Annotated in this window: 20 protein-coding genes and 1 tRNA gene; 14 read left to right on the top strand and 7 right to left on the bottom strand. The window is 64.7% G+C overall.

Annotated elements, in window-relative coordinates:
- Positions 1-3 precede the first annotated feature (3 nt).
- The 3 genes from pilB to ispB all read right to left on the bottom strand — a co-directional run bounded on the left by pilB (position 4) and on the right by ispB (position 3,140).
- The gene (gene pilB, locus B552_RS0113555) at positions 4-1,728 is read right to left on the bottom strand and encodes a type IV-A pilus assembly ATPase PilB (RefSeq protein ID WP_019449570.1); all 1,725 of its coding nucleotides are present in this window, start codon (positions 1,726-1,728) and stop codon (positions 4-6) included.
- A gap of 299 nt (positions 1,729-2,027) precedes the next feature.
- Positions 2,028-2,104: transfer RNA gene (locus B552_RS0113560), tRNA-Pro, on the bottom strand.
- A 106-nt stretch (positions 2,105-2,210) separates the two neighbouring features.
- Positions 2,211-3,140, bottom strand: coding sequence for an octaprenyl diphosphate synthase (ispB, locus tag B552_RS0113565; protein WP_019449571.1), 930 nt, complete (start codon positions 3,138-3,140; stop codon positions 2,211-2,213).
- A gap of 547 nt (positions 3,141-3,687) precedes the next feature.
- Between ispB and rplU the strand changes: the two genes are divergently transcribed.
- The 4 genes from rplU to proB all read left to right on the top strand — a co-directional run bounded on the left by rplU (position 3,688) and on the right by proB (position 6,686).
- Positions 3,688-3,999: a 50S ribosomal protein L21 gene (gene rplU / locus B552_RS0113575; RefSeq protein ID WP_008647259.1), complete on the top strand. Its 312-nt coding sequence runs from the start codon at positions 3,688-3,690 to the stop codon at positions 3,997-3,999.
- 52 nt (positions 4,000-4,051) lie between these two features.
- On the top strand, positions 4,052-4,312 hold the full coding sequence (rpmA, locus tag B552_RS0113580) for a 50S ribosomal protein L27 (protein ID WP_019449572.1): 261 nt from the start codon (positions 4,052-4,054) through the stop codon (positions 4,310-4,312).
- A gap of 118 nt (positions 4,313-4,430) precedes the next feature.
- Positions 4,431-5,528 carry an Obg family GTPase CgtA gene (cgtA, locus tag B552_RS0113585; RefSeq protein WP_019449573.1) on the top strand — a complete coding sequence of 366 codons (1,098 nt, stop codon included), beginning with the start codon at positions 4,431-4,433 and terminating at the stop codon, positions 5,526-5,528.
- A 39-nt stretch (positions 5,529-5,567) separates the two neighbouring features.
- On the top strand, positions 5,568-6,686 hold the full coding sequence (gene proB / locus B552_RS0113590) for a glutamate 5-kinase (protein WP_019449574.1): 1,119 nt from the start codon (positions 5,568-5,570) through the stop codon (positions 6,684-6,686).
- A 77-nt stretch (positions 6,687-6,763) separates the two neighbouring features.
- Here proB and B552_RS0113595 read toward each other — a convergent pair whose 3' ends face one another.
- On the bottom strand, positions 6,764-7,369 hold the full coding sequence (locus tag B552_RS0113595; protein ID WP_019449575.1) for a CNP1-like family protein: 606 nt from the start codon (positions 7,367-7,369) through the stop codon (positions 6,764-6,766).
- A complete protein-coding gene (locus B552_RS0113600) occupies positions 7,362-8,117 on the bottom strand; it encodes an RNA pyrophosphohydrolase (protein ID WP_019449576.1) in 756 nt (251 codons plus the stop codon). The genes B552_RS0113595 and B552_RS0113600 overlap by 8 nt, the downstream gene beginning before the upstream one ends.
- Positions 8,118-8,301: 184 nt before the next feature.
- Between B552_RS0113600 and B552_RS0113605 the strand changes: the two genes are divergently transcribed.
- The 4 genes from B552_RS0113605 to B552_RS0113620 all read left to right on the top strand — a co-directional run bounded on the left by B552_RS0113605 (position 8,302) and on the right by B552_RS0113620 (position 12,455).
- Positions 8,302-10,023, top strand: a complete 1,722-nt coding sequence (locus B552_RS0113605) for a proline--tRNA ligase (protein ID WP_019449577.1) — start codon at positions 8,302-8,304, stop codon at positions 10,021-10,023.
- A gap of 15 nt (positions 10,024-10,038) precedes the next feature.
- Positions 10,039-10,797: a transglycosylase SLT domain-containing protein gene (locus B552_RS0113610; protein WP_019449578.1), complete on the top strand. Its 759-nt coding sequence runs from the start codon at positions 10,039-10,041 to the stop codon at positions 10,795-10,797.
- Positions 10,794-11,687 (top strand): 2OG-Fe(II) oxygenase, encoded by an 894-nt coding sequence (locus B552_RS0113615; protein WP_019449579.1) that lies wholly within the window; start codon positions 10,794-10,796, stop codon positions 11,685-11,687. The genes B552_RS0113610 and B552_RS0113615 overlap by 4 nt, the downstream gene beginning before the upstream one ends.
- 141 nt (positions 11,688-11,828) lie before the next feature.
- Positions 11,829-12,455 (top strand): LysE family translocator, encoded by a 627-nt coding sequence (locus B552_RS0113620; RefSeq protein WP_019449580.1) that lies wholly within the window; start codon positions 11,829-11,831, stop codon positions 12,453-12,455.
- A gap of 133 nt (positions 12,456-12,588) precedes the next feature.
- Here B552_RS0113620 and B552_RS0113625 read toward each other — a convergent pair whose 3' ends face one another.
- Positions 12,589-13,131, bottom strand: a complete 543-nt coding sequence (locus tag B552_RS0113625) for a hypoxanthine-guanine phosphoribosyltransferase (RefSeq protein WP_019449581.1) — start codon at positions 13,129-13,131, stop codon at positions 12,589-12,591.
- Positions 13,132-13,192: 61 nt separating this feature from the next.
- Positions 13,193-14,584, bottom strand: coding sequence for a signal recognition particle protein (gene ffh / locus B552_RS0113630; protein ID WP_019449582.1), 1,392 nt, complete (start codon positions 14,582-14,584; stop codon positions 13,193-13,195).
- 118 nt (positions 14,585-14,702) lie between these two features.
- On the opposite strand from ffh, the gene ccsA reads away from it, so the two are divergent.
- The 6 genes from ccsA to B552_RS0113660 all read left to right on the top strand — a co-directional run bounded on the left by ccsA (position 14,703) and on the right by B552_RS0113660 (position 23,914).
- Entirely contained in the window at positions 14,703-15,647 is a 945-nt protein-coding gene (ccsA, locus tag B552_RS0113635; protein WP_019449583.1) for a cytochrome c biogenesis protein CcsA, read from the top strand.
- Between the two features lie 15 nt (positions 15,648-15,662).
- On the top strand, positions 15,663-15,953 hold the full coding sequence (locus B552_RS0113640) for a PP0621 family protein (RefSeq protein ID WP_019449584.1): 291 nt from the start codon (positions 15,663-15,665) through the stop codon (positions 15,951-15,953).
- Positions 15,950-17,959, top strand: coding sequence for a histidine kinase dimerization/phospho-acceptor domain-containing protein (locus B552_RS0113645; RefSeq protein WP_019449585.1), 2,010 nt, complete (start codon positions 15,950-15,952; stop codon positions 17,957-17,959). Before B552_RS0113640 ends, B552_RS0113645 begins: the two co-directional genes overlap by 4 nt.
- 51 nt (positions 17,960-18,010) lie before the next feature.
- Positions 18,011-19,660 (top strand): sigma-54 dependent transcriptional regulator, encoded by a 1,650-nt coding sequence (locus B552_RS27490; RefSeq protein ID WP_019449586.1) that lies wholly within the window; start codon positions 18,011-18,013, stop codon positions 19,658-19,660.
- A complete protein-coding gene (gene ampD, locus B552_RS0113655) occupies positions 19,653-20,258 on the top strand; it encodes a 1,6-anhydro-N-acetylmuramyl-L-alanine amidase AmpD (protein ID WP_019449587.1) in 606 nt (201 codons plus the stop codon). The genes B552_RS27490 and ampD overlap by 8 nt, the downstream gene beginning before the upstream one ends.
- A 710-nt stretch (positions 20,259-20,968) precedes the next feature.
- Positions 20,969-23,914 carry a ribonucleoside-diphosphate reductase subunit alpha gene (locus tag B552_RS0113660; protein WP_019449588.1) on the top strand — a complete coding sequence of 982 codons (2,946 nt, stop codon included), beginning with the start codon at positions 20,969-20,971 and terminating at the stop codon, positions 23,912-23,914.
- Position 23,915: the final 1 nt, after the last annotated feature.

The following is a 23,915-nucleotide window of genomic DNA, read 5'->3' on the forward strand; positions in this document are numbered from 1 at the left end:
GTTTTACGTATTCGTGGTCGCCAGCACTTCTTCGAGTGACGTGACGCCCTGTTTGACCTTGAGCAGGCCGGCTTCCCGCAACGATAGCACGCCTTCCTTGCGGGCCTGTTCCGCAATTTGCAGCGCCGTGCCGTGCGTCAGGATGATCTGTTGCATTGCCTCGGAAATCGGCATGACCTGGTAGATGCCGCAGCGGCCCTTGTAGCCGCTGCCATTGCAGCGCTCGCAGCCAACCGGGTGGTACGGCTTCCAGGTGCCGTCGATATCGGCCTCCCGGAATCCGGCATCGACCAGCACCTGTGGCGCCAGCTCGCCTTCGCGCTTGCAGGTGCAAAGCTTGCGTGCCAGACGTTGCGCGGTGATCAGCAACACCGACGACGCGATGTTGAAAGGCGCCACGCCCATGTTCATCAGACGTGTCAGCGTGGTGGGCGCGTCGTTGGTGTGCAGCGTCGACAGCACCATGTGGCCGGTTTGCGCGGCCTTGATGGAAATGTCAGCGGTTTCCAGGTCACGAATTTCGCCGACCATGATCACGTCCGGATCCTGGCGCAGGAACGACTTCAGCGCGGCGGCGAAAGTCAGGCCCGCCTTGTCGTTGACGTTGACCTGGTTGATGCCCGGCAACTGGATTTCGGCCGGGTCTTCCGCAGTCGAAATATTGATGTCGCCCTGATTCAGCATGTTCAGGCACGTGTAGAGCGACACGGTCTTGCCGCTACCAGTCGGGCCAGTCACCAGCACCATGCCGTACGGGCGCTTGATGGCGTCCAGCAGCAGTTCCTTTTGCTGCGGCTCGTAGCCGAGCTGATCGATGTCGAGCTTGTCGCTCGACGAGTCGAGAATACGCATCACGATCTTCTCGCCGAACAGCGTGGGCAGCGTGGACACGCGGAAATCGATGGCCTTCTCGACGGTCTCCTTGCCTTCCTTGTCCTTCGGCATCGAGATCAGCAGCTTCATCCGGCCGTCCTGCGGCACGCGCTTTTCCGAAATGTCCAGGCGCGACAGCACCTTGATGCGCGTGGCGATCTTGTCGCGAATGTCCTGCGGCGGGCGGGCGACTTCCTGCAGCACGCCGTCCACACGGAAGCGCACGCGATAGAAGAACTCGAACGGTTCGAAGTGAAGGTCCGACGCACCGCGGTGGAACGCTTCGGTCAGCAGCTTCTGCAGGAAACGCACCACCGGCGCATCGTCGATTTCGTTGCTTCCCGGAGCCTTGCGCGCCCCGGCCGCGGCGGCCGGATCGTACTCGATCATCTTCTGCGCGGTGGGGCTGACGGGCAGCGCATTCTTGAGCGTGCCAAGCGCCTCGCCGGCCGAGCGGACATGCTTCATCAGCTTGTCATGCTCGACCACGACGGTTTCCACGGGCAGATTGAACTTCTGGCGGATCGCCTCGACGCCGGCCTGGTTGGCGGGGTCGGACATCGCCACGACCAGCCGATTCTCCCGGCGGCCCAGCGCCAGCAGCCGGTGTGCGTGGAATTCCCGGTTGCCGGCCAGCGCCGGCGGCACGCGGCCAAGGTTGTATTGGGACAGATCGAGCAGCGGAAGCTGGTATTTGTCGGCAGCGAAAACCGCGACATCGTGGGCGGTCATTGTGCCGCTGCCGATGATCTCGTCGATCAGCTGTGTTTGCTTTTCCCGAGCCGATTGCTCCAGCTGGGCTAGCAGCGCCGGAGCGATCCGCCGGCTCTGTGCAAGCGCGAGGCCTAGTGTCATGGCGAAATACTGTGACTGTGCATGGTGCGCGCGTTCGGACAGACGAACAGCGGCGCGGTTGACTGCGGCGGGATCGACGGGGGCATGGGTCCCGGATCGGGGCAGTTTGCCGTCGGGGTCACTTTTTGTAAAGCCAGGCTTCGCGCGCGTTGGCGTTTGTGCGACAGAGGCGCAACCCTACCTGCGCGGGGCGGAGGGCAGGCGGGCAGACCGGCGGGCAATAGGCCAGCGCAACGGCTGGGCGACGGCCCAATGCAAAAAGCCGAATCAACTTTCGTTGATTCGGCTTTTCTGAAATCTGGTCGGGGTGAGAGGATTCGAACCTCCGGCCTCTACGTCCCGAACGTAGCGCTCTACCAGGCTAAGCTACACCCCGATTTGTGTTTGTTGCCAAAACTTGCGTTGTCAGCAGCAAAGAACAAAAGTTTAGCAGCGTTTCTTTCGGATGGGAAGAGGGTGCAAGAAGATTTGCACCGTCTCCATCAGCTCTGACGTTGCAGCGAGAACGCGCAGAGGTCGATCAGCGTCTGCTTCAGTGGCGAATCCGGGAATTGCATGGCGGCTTTCTCGGCAGCTTCCGCTTCGCGCTGGGCGGCTGCAAACGTCACTTCGAGTGCGCCGCTGGCGTGGATGGCCGAGAACACTGCGTCGAAATGCTCGGTCCCGCCTTGCACGATCGCGTCGCGCGCCAGTTCGCGCTGCTGTGCCGTGCCGTGTTCCAGCAGGTGCAGCAGCGGCAGTGTTGGTTTGCCTTCGCGCAGGTCGTCGCCGGCGTTCTTGCCCATCTGCTCGGCGCTGGCCGTGTAGTCGAGCATGTCGTCGATCAGCTGGAATGCCGTGCCGATGCGGCGGCCGTATTCGGCTGCGGCTTCTTCCATGGCCGGTTCCGCGCCGGCAAGCACCGCGCCCAGTTGCGCCGAGGCTTCGAACAGCTTGGCGGTCTTGTAGCGGATCACCTGCAGGTAGCGCTCAACCGTGACTTCGGGGTCGTGCATGTTCAGGAGCTGCAGCACCTCGCCTTCGGCAATCACGTTGGTGGCGTTGGAGAGAATCTCCATGATGCGCATGCTGCCGGCCTCCACCATCATCTGGAAGGCACGCGAATAGAGGAAGTCGCCTACCAGTACGCTGGCTGCGTTGCCGAACACCGCGTTGGCGGTCTCGCGGCCACGGCGCAGTTCGGATTCGTCCACGACATCGTCATGCAGCAGCGTGGCGGTGTGGATGAACTCCACCACCGCGGCAAGCTCGTGGTGGCGATGGCCTTCGTAGCCAAACGCGCGCGCCGACAACAGCAGGATGACCGGGCGCAGGCGTTTGCCGCCCGCGCTGATGATGTATTCGCCGATTTGTTCGATCAGCGGTACTTCCGACGACAGGCGTCGGCGGATGACTGCGTCAACGGCGCGCATGTCGGCAGCGACCGGGGCAAGCAAGGCAGTAGCGGAAGACTGGGACAAGATGAATCACCGTTTCGCAAAACCGGTGGATTATATGCGATGCGGGTGTGCGTTTGGCTGTCGCGGGTAGCAAGGTGGAAGGGAATGTCAGGGTGTGTGGCGGCGCCGCACACCCGGTGCGTGGCCCCGCACACGTCCGGCCTGTTCAGTTCGGCCTATTTATAATGCCGCCATGAACAAGCCTCGCGATTCCCGCCGGCCCGCCCGCCGCACGGCCTGGTGGATGGCGTTTGCCGCCCTGGCTGGGTTTCTGCTGGCCGACCTGACCTGACGTTCCGCGCGCTGGATGTGACCCGGTCGCCGCCGGAAGTGCCTCTGCAGGCTATCTCATTGTTTTCTTTGCGAATTTCCTGGAACTGGTCTATAATCGCCGGTTCCTTCGGTCGCGTTCGTCTACGCGCACCGTCTGCGGCGCACGAAACGGCGCCAACCCCGGGGCGCCGGCACCGGTCTCCCAGGGCAGCATTCAACGTTTCATTCAACATCGAGAGGTTCGACAATGTACGCGGTCGTAAAAACCGGCGGCAAGCAATACAAGGTTGCTGCTGGCGAAAAACTGAAAGTAGAACAGATACCGGCTGACATTGGCGCAGAAATCACGCTGGACCAGGTGCTCGCAGTGGGCGCTGGCGACCAAATCAAGTTTGGTACGCCGCTGGTGAGCGGGGCTTCCGTCAAGGCTACCGTTATCGCCCAAGGTCGTCACGACAAGGTGAAGATCTTCAAGATGCGCCGTCGCAAGCACTACCAGAAGCGTCAGGGCCATCGTCAGAATTACACCGAACTGCGCATCGAAGCCATCGTCGCCTGAGCATCGGCTCGGACACTGGCAACATCGCAATAGGTCTAACAGGAGTTAAGACATGGCACAGAAAAAAGGCGGCGGCTCTACGCGGAACGGCCGGGATTCGGAATCGAAGCGCCTGGGCGTGAAGGTTTACGGCGGTCAGGCCATCAACGCTGGTGGCATCATCGTTCGCCAACGCGGCACGCGCGTGCACGCTGGTGAGAACGTGGGTATTGGCAAGGACCACACCCTGTTCGCGCTGGTCGACGGCCACGTGCAGTTTGCCGTCAAGGGCGCTGCCAAGAAGCAGCAAGTCAGCGTCGTTCCGGCGGCCTGATAACAGCCTTTGCAGCACGAAGGCCCCGCATGCGGGGCTTTTTTTATTCCTGGCGAATATAATCGTTGCGGCAACATTGGCCGGCGATCACGCGCCGGAACCACCACGGAAAACCAACATGAAGTTCATTGACGAAGCCCGTATCGAAGCGATCGCCGGCAATGGCGGCAACGGAAGCGCTTCGTTCCGGCGCGAGAAATTTGTGCCCTTCGGTGGCCCCGATGGCGGTGACGGCGGCCGCGGCGGCAGCGTGTTTGCGCAGGCAGACCGCAATATCAATACGCTGATCGATTTCCGCTACGCCAAGAAGCATGTGGCCCGGAACGGTGAGAACGGCCGTGGCTCCGACTGCTATGGCGCGGCGGGTGAGGACGTTACGCTGCGCATGCCGGTGGGCACGCTAATCACCGACATGGACACCGGCGAGGTCATTGCCGACCTGACCGAGCATGGTCAGCAGGTTTGCCTGGCCGAGGGCGGCATGGGCGGCTGGGGCAACCTCCACTTCAAGTCGAGTACCAACCGTGCGCCGCGCCAGCAAGTCGACGGCAAGCCGGGCGAGCGCCGCATGCTCAAGCTCGAACTGAAGGTGCTGGCCGACGTGGGTCTGCTGGGCATGCCCAACGCGGGCAAGTCCACGTTCATCACGCATGTGTCGAACGCACGCCCGAAGGTGGCGGATTACCCATTCACGACGCTTCATCCGAACCTCGGCGTGGTGCGCGTGGACCACGAGCAGTCGTTCGTCGTCGCGGACATTCCCGGCCTGATCGAGGGTGCGGCGGAAGGCGCCGGCCTGGGTCACCAGTTCCTGCGTCACCTGCAACGTACCGGCCTGCTGCTGCATATCGTCGATATCGCGCCGTTCGACGAGAACATCGACCCGGTGGCCGAAGCACGCGCGATCGTCAACGAACTGAAGAAGTACGACGAAGAGCTTCACGACAAGACGCGCTGGCTGGTGCTGAACAAGCTCGACATGGTTCCCGAGGAGGAACGTGCCGCGCGTGTGAAGGACTTCATCAAGCGCTTCAAGTGGAAGGGCCCGGTGTTCCATATCTCGGCCCTGACCGGCGAAGGCTGCCGCGAACTCATCTACGCGATCAAGGACCACCTGGCCGCGCTGAAGGCCGAGGAGGCCGCCGCGCTGGCCGAACCCGATATCCGCCTCGACGACCGGCTCCATAACGTCGATCGCGACGACAGCGAAGCGTAAGGCAACTACAACAAGGCACCACGGAGACAGGATTCCGCCATGCAATCGGTCATCGCCCAGGCAAAACGTATTGTCGTCAAAGTGGGTTCAAGCCTGGTCACCAACGACGGTAAAGGGCTCGATCACGACGCCATCGCGCGCTGGGCGGCACAGATCGCCAAGCTGCGTGGCACGGGCAAGGAAGTTGTGCTGGTCAGCTCGGGCGCCATTGCCGAAGGCATGCAGCGGCTGGGCTGGGCGCGCCGGCCGAAGGAAATCCATGAGCTGCAGGCCGCTGCGGCCGTGGGCCAGATGGGCCTGGCGCAGGTCTATGAAAGCCAGTTCGGCCGATACGGCATCCGCACTGCACAGGTGTTGCTGACGCACGCCGACCTGGCCGATCGCGAGCGCTACCTCAACGCCCGCTCCACGTTGCTGACGCTGCTGGCGCTCGGCGTGGTGCCGATCATCAATGAGAACGACACAGTCGTCACCGACGAAATCAAGTTCGGCGACAACGATACGCTTGGCGCGCTGGTGACCAACCTGATCGAAGGCGACGCGCTCGTGATCCTGACCGACCAGCGCGGCCTGTACACGGCCGACCCGCGCAAGGACCCGAACGCCGAGTTCGTCCATGAAGCGCTGGCCGGCACGCCCGAGCTTGAAGCGATGGCGGGCGGCGCCGGCACGGCCATTGGCCGAGGCGGCATGCTGACCAAGATCCTGGCAGCCAAGCGGGCGGCGAAATCGGGCGCCCACACGACGATTGCCTCGGGCCGCGAAACGGATGTGCTCGGCAGGCTCGCCGCCGGCGAGGCCATCGGTACGCAACTGCTGGCACCGACCGGCCGCCTGACAGCGCGCAAGCAGTGGATGGCCGACCACCTGCAGCTTCGCGGCCGGGTCGTGATCGACGCGGGCGCCGTGGAGAAGCTTGTCACGGGTGGCAAGTCGTTGCTGCCGATTGGCGTGGTGGAAGTGCAGGGCGAGTTCGCCCGGGGCGAGGTGATCGCCTGCGTCAATCCGGCCGGGCAGGAAGTGGCTCGCGGGATTACCAACTACTCGAGCGCCGAGGCGCGCCTGATCGCGCGCAAGCCGTCATCGGAAATTGAATCGGTGCTCGGCCATCTGAATGAGCCTGAACTGATCCATCGCGACAACCTCGTGCTGATCTGAGCGCGCCGCCGGGAGGCACAAAGAAAAACGGCGAGGCCCGCAAGGACCTCGCCGTTTCTTGTTTCTGTCACTGACGGTCAGAAAACGGGGGCGTATGCCTTCAGGTCGCGGATCAGCTTGTCCGGCTTGCCCGCAACAGTGTGGCCTTCGCAGAAATAGTCCGTTGCCAGCGTGGCAGAGTAGGCATTGCGCGAGCCGGTATCCATGCGTCGCCACATGTCACGGTCCTCGCCGCGATTGGGGATCCACTCGGAGGCCCCTCTGGGCAGCGTTGCGTAGAGTCGACGCTCGAAGGCGTCGCACCGAATGCCTTCGTAGCTCACATTGCGGCCGCCGCCCTTGCTGGTAATGACCACCGTGTAGCGGACCACGTTGTCATCGCCCACGGAGATCGACTTGGGATCCACCGCGAAGCGGAACTCACTGGAGCCATTGACCGAGAACGGAATCAGGTCCTCGTCACGGGGCAGCGCGGGCAGCGTTGCCGCGCCCTCCTTGAACGGCTTGTCGCCGAACGGGTTTATCCACGAACTGGCCGCCTGGCCTTTGCCGCTGGGGGTGTCCGCAGCCTGCTCTTCTTCCTTGGGCAGGCCCTTGTCGGTGGTCTTGCAGGCCGTCAGGGCCAGGCAGGCGCTTGCCAGCAACAGGCCGGCGCACACACGCCGGCTGCTGAAACTAATCATCGGAACTCCGTTGGGTGGGCGCCGGACAGACCGGCGATACGGGTACAGCAGGGGAGACTGCGCGCGAAGCGTCCTGCGCGGCCGCCCGTATGGTAGCCGATGCAGTGGCAGCCGCCGCTGCTTCCGTTGCGTCCGCTGCGTCCGTGGCGTCCGTGGCATCCGTGGCATCCGTTGCCACTGTCACCTCGGGCTTCGGCTGCCGCGCCTGTTCGCCGTACCTGCCGTGGCCGCCGTGATGGTGGCCATGATTGCCGTACGGGCTCAATGGCACGCGTCCGCGATTCAGGAAGCGCGACAACTCGGTCAGCGCCATCTGGTAGACGTCGCGCTTGAACTCGATCACGGCATCCAGCGGCACCCAGTACTGGCTCCAGCGCCAGGCGTCGAACTCGGGATGGTCGGTCGCGCGCAAGTGGACGTCGCAGTCGCGGCAGACCATGCGCAGCAGGAACCAGATCTGTTTCTGGCCCCTGTAATGGCCGCGGATCTCGCGGCGGATGAACTTGTCCGGCACCTCATAACGCAACCAGTCGCGCGTGCGACCGACGATCCTGACATGCTCCGGAAGCAGGCCGACTTCTTCGTGCAGTTCGCGGAACATGGCCTGTTCCGGCGTCTCGCCGTACTTGATGCCACCTTGCGGAAACTGCCAGGAGTGTTCGCCGATTCGCTTGCCCCAGAAAACCTCGTTGCGTGCGTTGATGAGGATGATGCCGACGTTCGGGCGAAAGCCTTCACGATCGAGCATGACTGCACCTCGAATCCTTTAGAATTACGTCGATTATAAAGGATGCGCGCGGGTCGGCCTGACGGCGGGAATGCTGGTTTTCCCCGACGGAATGGGCAGTTTCAGGCGCGTCCCGCCCAATGGATGCCGCACCGCGGCGCGGCCGGGAAGCCCGGTGGCGCCCGGTTTTACGAGAAAGCAACGGATGAAAGCCTCGCAATTCTTCATTTCCACCCTCAAGGAAGCCCCCGCCGACGCGGAAATCGTGTCGCACAAACTGATGATGCGGGCCGGCATGATCAAGAAGCTCGGCGCCGGCATCTACAACTACATGCCGGTGGGGCTGCGCGTGATCCGCAAGGTGGAGAACATCGTTCGCGAGGAAATGAACCGCGCCGGCGCCGTGGAACTGTCGATGCCGGTGATCCAGCCCGCCGAACTGTGGCAGGAAACCGGCCGCTGGGACAAGATGGGCCCCGAACTGTTGCGCCTGAAGGACCGCCACGAGCGCGATTTCGCCGTGCAGCCGACTTCCGAGGAAGTGGTGACCGACATCGCGCGCAGCGAGATCCGCAGCTACAAACAGCTTCCGGTCAACTTCTACCAGATCCAGACCAAGTTCCGCGACGAGCGCCGTCCGCGCTTCGGCATCATGCGCGGCCGCGAGTTCACGATGAAGGACGCCTACTCGTTCGACCGTGATACCGACGGCCTGAAGGCGTCCTACACGAACATGTACGACACGTACGTGCGCATCTTCCAGCGTTTCGGCCTGGAGTTCCGTGCCGTGGCCGCCGACAACGGCGCCATCGGCGGCTCGGGCTCGCACGAGTTCCATGTGATCGCCGATACCGGTGAAGACGCCATCGTGTACTGCCCGACCTCCGACTACGCGGCTAACATGGAGGCCGCCGAGGCGCTGCCGCTGCTGGCCAGCCGGGCCGCGCCGGCCGAGGAACTGAAGAAGACCTCGACCCCTGAAAAGGCCAAGTGCGAGCATGTGGCCGAGTTCCTGGGTATCCCGCTGACCCGGACGGTCAAGTCGATCGTGCTGGCTGCCGACAGCGACGCCGGTGCCCAGATCTGGCTGCTGCTGATCCGCGGCGATCACGAACTGAACGAAGTGAAGGCATCGAAGGTGCCGGGCCTGACCGAATTCCGCTTCGCCACCGAGAACGAGATCGTCGATACCTTCGGCTCGCCCCCGGGCTACCTGGGCCCGATCGGCCCGAAGAAGCCGGTCAAGGTGGTGGCGGACCGCACCGTCGCCAACATGAGCGATTTCTGCTGCGGCGCCAACGATCGTGACTATCACTACACCGGCGTGAACTGGGGCCGCGACCTGCCCGAGCCGACCGTGGCGGACCTGCGCAACGTGGTGGCCGGCGATGCCTCGCCGGACGGCAAGGGCACGCTGGAGATCTGCCGTGGTATTGAAGTGGGCCACGTGTTCATGCTCGGCACCCGCTATTCGGAGTCGATGAGCGCCACGTTCCTTGACGAGAACGGCAAGACGCAGCCGATGCAGATGGGCTGCTACGGCATCGGCGTTACCCGTATCCTCGGCGCTGCCATCGAGCAGAACTACGACGAGCGCGGCATCATCTGGCCCGCCGCGATTGCACCGTTCGCCGTGGTGGTGTGCCCGGTTGGCTATGACCGCAACGAGGCGGTCAAGGCCGAGGCCGACCGCATCCATGCCGAACTGCTGGCCGCCGGCGTGGATGTGATCCTGGATGATCGTGGCGAACGCCCAGGCGTGATGTTCGCCGATTGGGAACTGATCGGCGTGCCGCACCGCGTGGTGGTGGGCGACCGTGGCCTCAAGGAAGGCAAGGTCGAATACCAGGGCCGCCGCGATGCACAGGCCACCCCGGTGGCCGTGGCCGACGTGGTTGCGCACGTGCGCAACCTGCTGGCCGGCTGATCGGAATCGGCAACGATGCGCATGCCCGGCCTGCCGACGCGCAACCGCTGGTCCGCATGGATCGGCGGCCTGTTCTGCGCCGCGCTGGTGGCGAATGCCCACGCGGGCGCACAGAAGGAGGAGGCCTTGGCTGACTCCGTGCGCGGCGCACTGGCCGCAGCAATCGCGGACAACCGGCCGGTACGTCCGGCCTTTGCTTCCGGCTCGGAACGGCTCGGTTACCTGAAATGGCTGGGCGAGATGTCGCGCCGGCTGGAAGCCAGGATTCCCGAGGCGCAGGTGCGTGTCGAGCTGATCGAGACCGTCTACTACGAGGCCAAGCGCGCCGGGCTGGAGCCCTCGCTGGTGCTGGGCCTGGTGCAGGTTGAGAGCAACTTCCGCAAGTACGCGATCAGTTCGGCCGATGCGCGCGGGCTGATGCAGGTGATGCCGTTCTGGGTGCGCAGCATCGGTGACGGCGACACACGCAAGCTGTTCCATCTGCAGAGCAACCTGCGTTACGGCTGCACGATCCTGCGCCACTATCTCGATCGCGAGAACGGCGACCTGTTCCTGGCGCTGGGCCGCTACAACGGCAGCCGCGGACGCCCCGAGTATCCGAACGCCGTGCTGGCGGCATGGAAGCGCTGGCAATACTCCGAAGCGACCGTAACGATCGCGGGCGATCCTGACGCGGCCGGGGCCATCGCTCCGCCGCCGGCGCGCCGCACGCTGCCGCCGGAATCGCCCGCCCGCAATCCGTTCTCCCCGCAACGCCTGGCCAATCCGTCATGACGCGCGATTCCCGCGCAGGTTACTGCGCGTCTTCGCCCGAGCTGGAGCGCTGGCTGGCGCGCCATATCGCGCAAGGCTTCGACGCCGAGTCGCTGGTGCTCTCGATGCTGCGCTCTGGCTACGACGCCACGTTTGCACGCGACACGGTCAATGCGGCAATGGGTCGCCCGCAGCCGGTTGCCACAGGGACTGCACCGGCACTGACCCCCGCGTCGCGGAAGGCAACGCCACGGCCCTCGGCGGCTACCGGCAACAACGTATTCCGCCACGAAGATCGCGAGATTCCGGTCCTGTTCAAGCTGGAATCGCCGCGCATCATGCTGCTGCAAAGCCTGCTCGATCACGCCGAGTGCGATGCGCTTGTGACGCTGGCGCGTAACCGCCTGCAGCGCTCGCCCGTGGTGAATCCCGATACCGGCGACGAGAACCTGATCGACGCACGCACCAGCATGGGCGCGATGTTCCAGGTGGGCGAGCATGCGCTGCTCCAGCGCATCGAAGCGCGCATCGCGGCGGTGACGGGCGTGCCTGTCGATCACGGAGAAGGGCTGCAGATCCTCAACTACAAGCCCGGCGGCGAGTACCAGCCGCACTTCGATTTCTTCAATCCGAAGCGTCCCGGCGAAGCACGCCAGCTGCGCGTGGGCGGGCAGCGCGTCGCCACGATGGTGATCTACCTGAATAGCCCGCCCGCAGGCGGCGCCACGGCGTTCCCGCGCATCGGGCTTGATGTGGCGCCGGTCAAGGGCAACGCGGTCCTGTTCAGCTACAAGCTGCCCGATGGCACGCTTGACGAGCGTACGCTGCACGCGGGCCTGCCCGTGGAAGCGGGCGAAAAGTGGATCGCCACCAAGTGGCTGCGCGAGCAGCCGTATCGAAGCAGCGTCTGAGCCGGGCTTGTCGGGCTTCCAGTGCGGCCGGTGCCTTGCCCAATCCCGTACCGGTACTTATCTCGCCAACTGTACCGGTACTGTATAGGCAGACCTGCCTAGACTGAACGCCTTTCCCCGATTTCAGTTGGAGCGCCTGTCATGGCTCTGCCCGATCTGGCCGCCGGTTCCGGCGTGCTGCTGGCTTTCTGCGCGTTTGCGCTGGTCTCGTCGATCACGCCCGGTCCCAATAACACGATGGTGCTCGCCTCTGGCGTCAATTTCGGCATCGCGCGTACCGTGCCGCACCTGCTGGGCATCAGCATCGGGTTCTCGGTGATGGTGGCGCTGGTTGGGCTGGGCCTGGGCTCTGTCTTTACGGCGTTGCCGTGGACGTGGAACCTGTTGCGGGTGGTGGCTACGGCCTATCTGGTCTGGCTTGCGTGGAAGCTGGCGACAGCCGGCGGCGTGCAGGACCGCGAGGTGGCCAGGCCGATGACCTTCCTGCGTGCGGCCGCATTCCAGTGGGTCAATCCGAAAGCCTGGGTGATGGCAGTGGGTGCGTGCAGCACCTATGTGCTCGATGCCAATATCTGGGTCAATGCACTGGTGATGGCTTGCCTGTTCGCGGTGATCAACCTGCCCAGCGTGGCCACGTGGGCGGTCTTTGGTGCGGCGCTGCGCCGGTGGCTGGCACGGCCGCGTGTGCTGCGGGTCTTCAATGTGACGATGGCCCTGCTGCTGCTGGCGTCGTTGCTGCCGATCCTCGGCGCCCACCCCCACGGATAGAGGCGCCACCAATAAAACGATTCTGGCGTCGTTGCGCGGCCTTGCCGTACCAGTTGTACTGTCTGCGGCCGCGCGTCTAGCCAGAACCGCTGCGCTTCGTTTTCTTGGCGGCTCCCGGGCGCCAAGGCAAACCTCAAACCAGCGCGCGGATCGCGCCGAGGTTGCGCCAGTAGCCCTTCACGTCCATGCCGCAGCCGAACACGTAGCGGTCTGGTACATGGAAGCCGCAGAAGTCCGGGTGCATCGGCTTGATCTTGGTCAGCGTCTTTTCGCACAGCACGGCGGCGTGGAATTCCTTCGCGCCCATGTCCATGATGCGCTGGCGGATGGCCGCCATCGTTTCGCCTTCATCGAGGATGTCGTCGAGCACCAGCACGACGCGGTCCTTGACCGATTCGCGCGGCGCCACGCGCCATTGCATCTCGCCGCCAACGGTCTTGTTGTTGTAGCGCGAGAGGTGGATGTAGTCGAATTCCAGCGGGAACTGCAGTTTGGGCAGCAGCATGCCGGTGAATACGACGGCGCCGCCCATCACCGACAGCACCAGCGGGAATGCGTTGCCCATTTTCTCCGTGATGTCGTGGGCCATGCGGTCCAGCGAGTCCTGCACCTCCTGGGCGCTGACAATTTCCTCGGAGCCGAGCCAGAGTTCGCGGGCCTGTTCAGCGGTCATCATGATCGTTGTCCTGTTCTTGCTTTGCTTGTCTTGCGGGGGGATGGCCGTGCTTTCCCGCCGGTCAGCGGTTGAACAGGCCCTTCATGCCGCCCTTCATGGCGCCCATCTGGCGCATCATCTTCATCATGCCGCCGCCCTTGAGCTTCTTCATCATGCCTTGCATCTGGTCGAACTGGTTCAGCAGGCGGTTGACCTCCTGCACCGGCACACCGGCGCCGGCCGCGATGCGGCGCTTGCGGCTGGCCTTGATCAGTTCGGGTTTGGCGCGCTCGGCCGGCGTCATGCTGTTGATGATGCCTTCCATGCGGCGCACCTGCTTTTCCGCCTGATCCATGTTGGCGCCCTGCGCCTGCTGCGCGAACTGAGCGGGCAGTTTGTCGACCAGGCTGCCAAGGCCGCCCATCTTCTTCATCTGGCCGATTTGCGCCTTGAAGTCCTCAAGATCGAAACCGCCGGTCTTCTTGATCTTCTTGGCCAGCTTCTCGGCGGCTTCCATGTCCACGCCGCGCTGGGCTTCCTCCACCAGCGCGAGGATGTCGCCCATGCCCAGGATCCGCTGGGCCATGCGGTCCGGGAAGAACGGTTCGAGGCCGTCGAGCTTTTCGCCGACGCCCACGAACTTGATCGGACGCCCGGTAATGTGCCGTACGGACAACGCGGCGCCGCCACGGGCATCGCCATCGAGCTTGGTCAGCACCACGCCGGTCAGCGGCATTGCGTCATTGAACGCCTTGGCCGTGTTGACGGCATCCTGGCCCAGCATCGCGTCGACTACGAACAGCGTTTCGGCGGGCTTCAGTTCGGTGTTCAGCGCGGCGATCTCCTGCATCATCGCCTCGTCGATACCGAGCCGGCCGGCCGTGTCGACGATCAGCACATCGTGATAGTGCTTGCGCGCCCAGTCCAGCGCGGCACGGGCAATCTCGATCGGCTTCTGGTCCGGCTGAGACGGGAAGAAATCGGCGCCGACCTGCTCCGACACGGTCTTGAGCTGGGCGATAGCGGCGGGGCGGTACACGTCGCACGATACCGTCAGGACCTTCTTCTTCCTGTTCTCCTTGAGCCACTTGGCCAGCTTGCCCGAGGTTGTGGTCTTGCCGGCACCTTGCAGGCCGGCCATCAGGATGACCGCCGGTGGCTGGACGTTCAGGTTCAGTTCGTTCGACTTCGGGTCGGCAACGGCTTCGTCGCCGCCGATGACCGCGGTCAGTTCGCGCTGCACCACGCCAACCAGGGCCTGGCCCGGCGTGAGGCTGCTGACCACATCCTCGCCAAGGGCTTTTTCCTTGACGCGGGCAATGAAGTCACGCACGACCGGCAGCGCCACGTCGGCTTCGAGCATGGCAAGGCGCACTTCGCGCAGCATCTCGGCGGTGTTGGCCTCGGTCAGTCGGGCCTCGCCGCGCATGGTCTTGACGACCCGCGCCAGGCGTTGAGTGAGGTTATCCAGCATGGCAGGAAGGGGGGAGGAAAATCGGCTTGTGTGCGGGGCGCAGGTGGTGCCGTGGCAGCATTGTGGCGGGAATCCACCAGCGAATCCACCGACAGAGGCACTAAGGTAAACTGCGCAAATGGCCATTGTACTGTATGCCCTGACGGCAATTCTCTACTGCGGCCTGGCCTTTTATGGCTGGGCCACACGCAACCCGCAGCTGGCGGCTGCCGGCGGGGCCTCGCTCGGCCATCCCGGGCGCCCGGGCGCCTCGGCCACGGCTGTGCTGATGCCGCCGCCAACGCCGGCCGGCGGGCGCACCGAAGGCCAGCCGCTCTGGTGGCATGCGCTGGTACTGGCCGCCCTGGTCAGCCACGGCGTACTGCTGCATGAAACGATCTTCCCGGCGGACCGCATGGTGTTCGGCTTCGCGTTCGCGCTGTCCGCGATGCTGTGGCTTGGCGTGGGCATCTACTGGATCGAGAGCTTCTTCTTTTCGCTGGCCGGGCTGGGCCTGATCGTGTTCCCGGTGGCGATGCTGGCCAGCCTGATTCCGCTGGCGTTCCCCGGGTCGCTGATCCTTGGTTACGCGGCGCGCCCGCTGTTCAAGCTTCATTTCGTGATCGCCAACGTGGCTTACGGCCTGTTCACGCTGGCCGCGTTCCATGCGTTCCTGATGCTGCTGGCCGAACGGCGCCTGCATGGCTTCAATCGTCCGGCGTCGAGCGAGTCCGCATCGGCGCAGTGGCTCGGGCGCTGGCTGGACCTGCTGCCCCCGCTGCTGACGCTGGAAAAGCTCCTGTTCCGCCTGATCGCAGCTGGCTTCGTGCTGCTGACATTAACGATCGTGTCGGGTTTCCTGTTCTCCGAGCAGTTGTTCGCGCGCGCGTTCCGTGTCGATCACAAGACCGTATTCGCCATCATCTCGTGGCTGATGTTCGGCGGCATCCTTATCGGACGCCATTTCCGGGGCTGGCGCGGCCGCACCGCGCTGCGCTGGGTGATCGCCTCGTTCGGCACCCTGCTTCTGGCCTATGTGGGCAGCCGCTTCGTGATGGAAGTGGTGCTGCACCGTATCACCTGATCCTCGCGCCCCGACATGGCAAGAATCCTCTTACTGCTGGCCATCGTGCTGGGCATCTTCTGGTGGCTGCGCCAGCGCGCCAGCGCGCGTCAGGCCACGGAGCGGCCGGCGCAGCGGCGCTCGCAGGCCAGCGGCAATGGCGGCAATGGCGGCAACGGCCAGGATACCGAGCCGATGGTCCAGTGCGCCCACTGCGGCGTGCATCTGCCACGCGGTGACGCCATTGCCTGGCACGGCCTGCATTACTGCCGCCGCAGCCATCTGCCCGACATGCCCGGCGAGGGCGACAACGGCGCGCGCTCATGACAAGGCCGGCATCGGCCTGGTCCCGCCTGAACGGCTGGCGCGTGCTGGTCGGGCTCTGGCGCCAGCCGGAGCCGCCCGAATTCCACTGGCGCCTTCAGCGTTACTTCTGCTGGACGCGGCTGGCCGTCGCGCTGCTGTTGCTGGGGTATGCCTGGCTGCCGCTCGAGCGCGCCGCCGTGGGCGGCAGCGGGCTGAGTCTTGCCACCAACGCGCGGATGGCAGCGGCGATGCCGGTCGTGGTGCCATACCTGTGCATTGCCATCGTCACGCTGTTCGGTACCTTGTGGCGCCGCCACTTTCATGTGCGGGTGCGCGCGCAGGTGCTGGTCGACCTGGTGCTGCTGGCGTCGATCTACGCGGTGCTTGGGCACATCGGCAGCAGTGGCGAAGGGCTGGGGATGATCTTCCTGCTGCCCGCGATCGAGGCGGGCGCGCTGACCAGCCTGCTGTTCGCGCTTTTTACCGCGGCAGTCTCCGCGCTGCTGGTGATGGGGCAGCCGTTCCTGCAGACGCTGCTCGCGCGTCAGGCCGACGCAAACCTGCTCGGATCGGGCCTGTTCGGGTTCGTGTTCATGATCGCGGCGCTGGTGATGTACATGCTCGCCAATCGCCAGATCGCCCAGGAGCAACTGGCGCTGGCACGCGAGCAGGAACTGCGCCTGCAGCAGCTTGTGAACCGGCTGATGGTCAACGACATGCAGGATGGCGTGATGCTGGTGCGCGCCAACGGCGTGGTGGTGGCGGCGAACCCTGCGGCGATCGTGCTGCTCGGCGTGCAGCCGCACGAGCGTATTCGCGATGGCCAGGTCCGCGTGGGCGAGCGCGAGAGCGTGCTGTTCGACCTGCGCCGTATCGCGCGCCTGCAGCCGCTGCTGGAAATGCTGCGCGACTGGATTCACAAGAAGGACGATGTACCGCGCATCCTGCAACTGCTGCCGTTGCAGTCACGCCCGTCCTCGGCGCGCAATCCGGTGCATACGCGCCTGCGGCTGCGCTTCGTGCTGCCGGGCCTGGCCGGGCTGCGCTCGACGCTGGCCGGCGCGCTGACTTCGCCGTCGGGGCTCGATTCAGCCGGCTGGCAAGACATGTCGCCCGAGGGCGCGGCGCGCCTGCGGCTGGCCATCGCGCAGAACGAGGCCATGGCCTGGAGCCCCCAGGATGAAGCGCTGCTGCGCAGTGAAATGCGCGACACGGTGCTGGTGCATATTGAAAGCTGGGAGCGCATTGCCGAGCAGGTCCAGCAGGAGAAACTCGCGGCGATGGGCCGGCTGGTGGCCAGCGTGGCACACCAGATCCGCAACCCGCTGGCGGCAATCAGCCAGGCCAACGAACTGCTGGCCGATTCCCGCGGCGGCGACGGCAATATCGACGCCCGCCTGCTGCGCATCATCAGCGACAACGTAAGGCGGCTCGACCAGGTCATCTCGGACGTGCTGCAGCTTTCGCGCCGGCCGCGCACCGGGCATAGCGCCATCGACCTCGCCCGCGCGCTGCCCGAGATCGTCGACCGCTGGCGGCTGGAGATGCGCTCGCGCGCAGGCGCCCGCGCCGAAGTCAACGCCAATGCCGTTCGCATCACCGTGGACCTGCAGGGCCCGGTGATCTTCGACACGTCGCAGTTGCAGCAGGTGCTTGGCAACCTGCTGGACAACGCGTGGCGCTACTGCAGCCGGCTGCCCGGATCGATTCGCATGCTGGCCCACGCGCTCGACCAGCACCATGCCGAGCTGATCGTCTGGAACGATGGCGCCGAAGTCACGCGCGAGCAGCAGCGCAGCCTGTTCGAGCCGTTCTTCACCAGCAACCCCCAGGGCACGGGGCTTGGGCTTTTCATGGCGCGCGAGCTGTGCGGCGCCAACGATGCCCAGGTGCGCTACGGCGCGGTTGCGCTGGACGACCTGCTCGACCGGACCGGGCTGCTGATGGGCGGGGCTCGCGATACACTGCCGAGCAAAGCATTCGTGCTGACGTTGCGCATCGAGATGCCCGACGTCGTCAGCGCGTAGCGATATCGACGATATCGACGATACCAACCAACGGCCAGGACACAGACATCCATGCCCCCCCGATCGCCCGCACCCGACCCGATTCTCGTCATCGACGACGAGGCCGACCTGCGCGAGCTGCTGGAAATCTCGCTGCGGCGCATGGGCCATGACGTGGTGATGGCCGGATCGCTTGCCGAAGCACGCCTGCGTCTGGCCGAACGGCGCTACAGCCTGGTGCTGACCGACATGCGGCTCGGCGACGGCCTCGGTATCGAGATCGTGCGCCAGCTTTCCGCATCGCCCGAGCGCACGCCGGTGGCCGTGATCACCGCATATGGCAGCGCGGACAACGCTGTGGACGCGCTCAAGGCTGGCGCATTCGACTACATCGCCAAGCCGGTTTCGCTGGACCAGCTTCGCACGCTGATTCTCAATGTAATGGGCCGCCAGCAACGCGCGGGTGCCGATGGCGCGACGACTGGCGACGTGGCTGATATCGGGGATCGCGTGGTGGGTTTGCTGCCCGGGATGTCGCCCGCCATTCACGAGGTGAGGCGTTCGCTGCCGCGTCTGGCGCGCAGCATGGCGCCCGTGGTCATCAGCGGTGAGTCGGGTAGCGGCAAGGAGCGCGCCGCCCGTGCGATCCATGCGATCAGCGCGCGATCGGCACATCCGTTCGTGGCCGTGAACTGCGGCGCGATCCCCGAGACGCTGATGGAGGCCGAATTCTTCGGCCATGTCAAAGGCGCCTTCACCGGCGCGGATGCCGAGCGTGGCGGCTTCTTCCAGGCGGCCAACGGCGGCACGTTGCTGCTCGACGAAGTGGCCGACTTGCCGCTGGCGATGCAGGTCAAACTGCTGCGTGCGCTGCAGGAGCGGCGCGTGCGCAAGATTGGCGCGAGCAAGGAAGAAAGCGTGGATGTGCGCGTGATGTGCGCCAGCCACAAGGACCTGGCCGCCATGGTGGCCACCGGCGCATTCCGGCAGGACTTGTACTATCGACTCAATGTGCTGGAACTGCGCATGCCGACGCTGCGCGAGCGTGCGGAGGATGTGCCGGTTCTCGCCCGCGCCATCCTCGAGCACCTGGCCGTGCGCTACAGCGACGCTCAGCCGAAGCGGCTGTCGCGTACTGCGCTGGAGTGGCTGTGTGCGTATCCGTTCCCGGGGAACGTGCGTGAACTCGAGAACCTGCTCGAACGCGCGTACGCGTTTGCCGAGAGCGAGGAAATCGAAGAGATCGAGGTGGCCGATCTGGGGCCGCTGGACGCCGGCATCGAGCGCGCGACGCTGATGCCGGTGCCCGTGCCGTTGGCCGCCGTGCCCGCGCCCGTGCCTCCACCATCGGCCGCCTATCACCAGTGGGGTAGCGCAGGCGCCTGGGCGGCAAATGGCGCCATGCCGCCCGGTGCGATGGTGCCCGAGGCCGCACCCGTGCCAATGCCGGTCACCAAGGCCGACCCTCCGGCCGACGCGCCAGCGGACATCGCGTTCCCGATCAACCTGCCGGCGCACCTGGAGACCGTGGAGCGCGAACTGATCCTGCGCGCGTTGCGCCAGACCGGCTTCAACCGCACCGCGGCGGCGCCGTTGCTGGGCCTGAACTTCCGCCAGTTGCGCTACCGGATCGAGCAACTCGAGATTCGCGATGAACGCGAAGCGCGCGACGGCCGTGACGACAGCGAATCACTGGCCGAGGGGGAGGGCCGCGATGGCTGACGCAGCGGACCGGGCTCACGCGTATCTGCCCGATGCCGACGGCTGGGTCCCGGCCGCGCGCCGCGTGCCGTCACCGAACTTCGATGCCCGCCCCGAGGGCACGCCCGTGGACGTGGTGGTGCTGCACAACATCAGCCTGCCGCCGGGGCAGTTCGGCACCGGCGACATCGAGGCATTTTTCCAGAACCGGCTCGATGCATCGCGCCATCCGTTCTTCGAGACGATCCGCGACGTCAGGGTGTCTGCCCACTTCCTGGTCACGCGCGAGGGCGAGCTTGTGCAGTTTGTCGGCTGCACGCACCGCGCCTGGCATGCCGGCCAGTCCGACTACCGCGGCCGCCAGCGTTGCAACGATTTCTCGATTGGCATCGAGATTGAAGGCACGGACGACCAGCCGTTCACGCTCGCGCAGTACGACACCGTCGCCACGCTGGTAAATGCGCTGCGCGCCGCCTATCCGATCCAGGGAATCGCCGGGCACAGCGACATCGCGCCCGGACGCAAGACCGACCCCGGGCCGCATTTCGACTGGGACCGGTTTGCCAGTCTGGCCGGTCTGCCGGCGGGACTGCTGCCATACCTGCCCAAAACGCGGTGACGGGTGTGGCGGCAGGCTCACTGGGCAACTCAGTGGGCGCGACGGCGTAGGTACTTTCACTGGTGTTGCGCAAACGCCGCAAATCGCTGGTGGCGGTTCAAAGTCCGGAAGTGGCGCCAACAAAACCTTGTGCCCCAAAGGTGTCATCGCCCTGAAAAATACTTGTGCAGTTGCGTGTTCGCCGCCTCATTTCGCACCAATGGCGGCTACAATCGCGCCCCCGGCGACTGCAAGCCCGCCCCATCCTGGGTCACCTATCGGTGATCCATTCCCATTAAAAAATTTTCGAAATTTTGTGCGCCACCGAACGTGATGCCGTGAAGCCTTGAGGCAGCGCGCTTTGCGGGAATGTGGCGCTGCCGCACAGGCCGTCTCAACGCGGCGCCAGCGCTTGTCAAGACTGGTCATTCGATCTCGTTTCACTATACTTAGCCCAGTTTTTGAACGGCACCACAAGATGTAGTGGTGCCGCCGGGGAGCCGCCCCGCAAGTGCACAAGACGCCGCAGCCATTGGCGGCGTCTAACGCATATGGGTTATCTGGGGCGGCGCAGTACCAAGAGTCCCTAGCAAAGTGTCCGCACGAGCAGTTTGGTTCGCATCTGGTCTGGTCTGAATCAAGTGTCGTAAAGAGCGCATTTTGCTAGGGACTTTGTCGTCTCAGTACAAGAACCAGAAGTATTCATACAGGGTTAATACAGGAGTTACCTCATGCAAACGGCCCAAAACGAACAACAAACCACCGGCGTGACTGGCGCAACTGGCGTTGTCGGCGCAGCAGCCGGTACGCAGCAGAATCCCGCCACTGCAGGCGTCAACTACCAGGACTACAAGTTGATCCGCCGCAACGGCGCCGTGGTGTCGTTCGAGCCGAACAAGATCACCGTGGCCATGACCAAGGCGTTCCTGGCCGTGAACGGTGGCCAGGGCGCGGCGTCCGCCCGCGTACGCGAGGTTGTCGATCAACTGACCCAGAACGTGGTGCGCGCGCTGGTGCGCAGCCGTCCGAGTGGCGGCACGTTCCATATCGAGGACGTGCAGGATCACGTCGAACTCGCGCTGATGCGCTCGGGCGAACATGAGGTAGCCCGCGCCTACGTGCTGTACCGCGAGAAGCGCACGCAGGAGCGTGCCCAGGCCAACGCACAGGCCGTGGCCCGCGTGCAGGAAGCCGGCGTGTCGGTCAACGTGACCGATGGCGGCACAACCCACCCGCTGGACCTGGTGGCGCTGCACTCGCTGATCGACAACGCCTGCGGTGGCCTTGGCAATGCCGTGAGCGCTGAGCCGATCCTGAAGGAAACGCTCAAGAACCTGTACGACGGCGTGCCGATGACGCAGGTCTACGACTCGGCCATCCTGGCCGCGCGTACGCTGATCGAGAAGGACCCGGCCTACAGCCAGGTGACCGCCCGTATCCTGCTGCACACGATCCGCAAGGAAATCCTGGGCGCCGAAGTGACGCAGGCCGAGATGTCGACGAAGTACGCCGAGTACTTCCCGAAGTTCATTGCCCGCGGCATCGAGGCCGAACTGCTCGACGAAAAGCTGGCCACGTATGACCTGGCCCGCCTGGGCGCCGCACTGGACGCCTCGCGCGATTTCCAGTTCAACTACCTGGGCCTGCAGACGCTGTACGACCGCTACTTCCTGCACGTGGACGAAGTGCGCATCGAAATGCCGCAGGCATTCTTCATGCGCGTTGCCATGGGCCTGGCGCTCGAAGAGAAGGACCGTGAAGCCCGCGCGATCGAGTTCTACCAGCTGCTGTCGTCGTTCGACTTCATGTCGTCCACGCCGACGCTGTTCAACTCGGGCACGCGCCGCTCGCAGCTGTCGTCGTGCTACCTGACCACGGTGTCGGACGACCTCGAAGGCATCTACGAAGCGCTCAAGGAAAACGCGCTGCTGTCGAAGTTCGCCGGCGGCCTGGGCAACGACTGGACCAACGTGCGCGCGCTGGGCTCGCACATCAAGGGCACCAACGGCAAGAGCCAGGGCGTTGTGCCGTTCCTGAAGGTGGTCAACGACACCGCCGTGGCCGTGAACCAGGGCGGCAAGCGCAAGGGCGCGGTCTGCGCGTACCTGGAGACGTGGCACCTGGACATCGAGGAATTCCTCGAGCTGCGCAAGAACACCGGCGACGACCGCCGCCGCACGCACGACATGAACACGGCCAACTGGATTCCGGACCTGTTCATGAAGCGCGTGATGGAAAACGGCGAATGGACGCTGTTCTCGCCGGCTTCCTGCCCGGACCTGCACGACAAGGTCGGCAAGGCATTCGAGCAGGCCTACCTGGGCTACGAAGCCAAGGCCGCCAACGGCGAACTGAAGCTGTTCAAGAAGGTCCCGGCCATGCAGCTGTGGCGCAAGATGCTGGGCATGCTGTTCGAAACCGGCCATCCGTGGATCACGTTCAAGGACCCGTGCAACATCCGCAGCCCGCAGCAGCACGTGGGCGTGGTGCACAGCTCGAACCTGTGCACGGAAATCACGCTGAACACGAACGAAAGCGAAATCGCCGTGTGCAACCTCGGTTCGGTGAACCTGGTGGCCCACCTGACGCAGCAGGCCGACGGTACGTACGTGCTGGACCACGCCAAGCTGCAGAAGACGGTCCGCACCGCGATGCGCATGCTCGACAACGTGATCGACATCAACTACTACGCGGTGGAGAAGGCGCGCAACTCGAACCTGCGCCACCGTCCTGTGGGCATGGGCATCATGGGCTTCCAGGACTGCCTGCACGTGCTGCGCACGCCGTACGCCAGCGACGCCGCGGTGACGTTTGCCGATACGTCGATGGAAGCGGTCTGCTACTACGCTTACCACGCTTCGACCGAACTGGCCGAAGAGCGCGGCCGCTACAGCACGTATGAAGGTTCGCTGTGGGATCGCGGCATCCTGCCGCAAGACTCGCTGAAGCTGCTGGCCGACGAGCGCGGTGGCTACCTGGACGTGGACCTGTCGTCGACGATGGACTGGGACAGCCTGCGCGCCCGCATCAAGCAGCACGGCATGCGCAACTCGAACTGCATCGCGATCGCCCCGACCGCGACCATTTCGAACATCATCGGCGTGTCCGCCTGCATCGAGCCGACGTTCCAGAACCTGTACGTGAAGTCGAACCTGTCGGGCGAATTCACGGTGGTGAACGACTACCTCGTGCGCGACCTGAAGGAACGCGGCCTGTGGGACGAAGTGATGGTTGCCGACCTGAAGTACTTCGACGGTTCGCTGGCCCGCATCGACCGCATCCCGCAAGACCTGCGCGACATCTACGCCACCGCGTTCGAAGTGGAACCGACCTGGCTCGTGGAAGCCGCCAGCCGCCGCCAGAAGTGGATCGACCAGGCCCAGTCCCTGAACATCTACATGGCCGGTGCATCGGGCAAGAAGCTGGACGACACGTACAAGCTGGCCTGGCTGCGTGGCCTGAAGACCACGTACTACCTGCGCACGATTGCCGCCACGCACGTGGAGAAGTCCACCGTGACGCGCGGTTCGCTGAACGCGGTGTCGTCGGGCGCTGACGGGCAGTCGGGCATCGACGCGGCAGCATCGGCAGCCCCGGCCATGCCGGAAGCCGAAGGCGCGGTCTGCACGATGCGTCCGGGCGACCCCGGCTTCGAAGAGTGCGAAGCCTGCCAGTAAT

The sequence above is a fragment of the Cupriavidus sp. BIS7 genome, assembly GCF_000292345.1.
GTDB lineage: Bacteria > Pseudomonadota > Gammaproteobacteria > Burkholderiales > Burkholderiaceae > Cupriavidus.

What these genes read in the sequence shown, in the direction of transcription:
- B552_RS0113620 (WP_019449580.1), top strand. Translation starts at nt 11,829, where the DNA reads ATGGCTCTGCCCGATCTGGCCGCCGGTTCCGGCGTGCTGCTGGCTTTC.
- B552_RS0113595 (WP_019449575.1), bottom strand. Translation starts at nt 7,369, where the DNA reads ATGATTAGTTTCAGCAGCCGGCGTGTGTGCGCCGGCCTGTTGCTGGCA.
- B552_RS0113610 (WP_019449578.1), top strand. Translation starts at nt 10,039, where the DNA reads ATGCGCATGCCCGGCCTGCCGACGCGCAACCGCTGGTCCGCATGGATC.
- B552_RS0113600 (WP_019449576.1), bottom strand. Translation starts at nt 8,117, where the DNA reads ATGCTCGATCGTGAAGGCTTTCGCCCGAACGTCGGCATCATCCTCATC.
- B552_RS0113640 (WP_019449584.1), top strand. Translation starts at nt 15,663, where the DNA reads ATGGCAAGAATCCTCTTACTGCTGGCCATCGTGCTGGGCATCTTCTGG.
- ffh (WP_019449582.1), bottom strand. Translation starts at nt 14,584, where the DNA reads ATGCTGGATAACCTCACTCAACGCCTGGCGCGGGTCGTCAAGACCATG.
- B552_RS0113645 (WP_019449585.1), top strand. Translation starts at nt 15,950, where the DNA reads ATGACAAGGCCGGCATCGGCCTGGTCCCGCCTGAACGGCTGGCGCGTG.
- B552_RS0113625 (WP_019449581.1), bottom strand. Translation starts at nt 13,131, where the DNA reads ATGATGACCGCTGAACAGGCCCGCGAACTCTGGCTCGGCTCCGAGGAA.
- ccsA (WP_019449583.1), top strand. Translation starts at nt 14,703, where the DNA reads ATGGCCATTGTACTGTATGCCCTGACGGCAATTCTCTACTGCGGCCTG.
- pilB (WP_019449570.1), bottom strand. Translation starts at nt 1,728, where the DNA reads ATGACACTAGGCCTCGCGCTTGCACAGAGCCGGCGGATCGCTCCGGCG.
- B552_RS0113605 (WP_019449577.1), top strand. Translation starts at nt 8,302, where the DNA reads ATGAAAGCCTCGCAATTCTTCATTTCCACCCTCAAGGAAGCCCCCGCC.
- ispB (WP_019449571.1), bottom strand. Translation starts at nt 3,140, where the DNA reads ATGCGCGCCGTTGACGCAGTCATCCGCCGACGCCTGTCGTCGGAAGTA.
- cgtA (WP_019449573.1), top strand. Translation starts at nt 4,431, where the DNA reads ATGAAGTTCATTGACGAAGCCCGTATCGAAGCGATCGCCGGCAATGGC.
- rplU (WP_008647259.1), top strand. Translation starts at nt 3,688, where the DNA reads ATGTACGCGGTCGTAAAAACCGGCGGCAAGCAATACAAGGTTGCTGCT.
- ampD (WP_019449587.1), top strand. Translation starts at nt 19,653, where the DNA reads ATGGCTGACGCAGCGGACCGGGCTCACGCGTATCTGCCCGATGCCGAC.
- rpmA (WP_019449572.1), top strand. Translation starts at nt 4,052, where the DNA reads ATGGCACAGAAAAAAGGCGGCGGCTCTACGCGGAACGGCCGGGATTCG.
- B552_RS27490 (WP_019449586.1), top strand. Translation starts at nt 18,011, where the DNA reads ATGCCCCCCCGATCGCCCGCACCCGACCCGATTCTCGTCATCGACGAC.
- proB (WP_019449574.1), top strand. Translation starts at nt 5,568, where the DNA reads ATGCAATCGGTCATCGCCCAGGCAAAACGTATTGTCGTCAAAGTGGGT.
- B552_RS0113615 (WP_019449579.1), top strand. Translation starts at nt 10,794, where the DNA reads ATGACGCGCGATTCCCGCGCAGGTTACTGCGCGTCTTCGCCCGAGCTG.
- B552_RS0113660 (WP_019449588.1), top strand. Translation starts at nt 20,969, where the DNA reads ATGCAAACGGCCCAAAACGAACAACAAACCACCGGCGTGACTGGCGCA.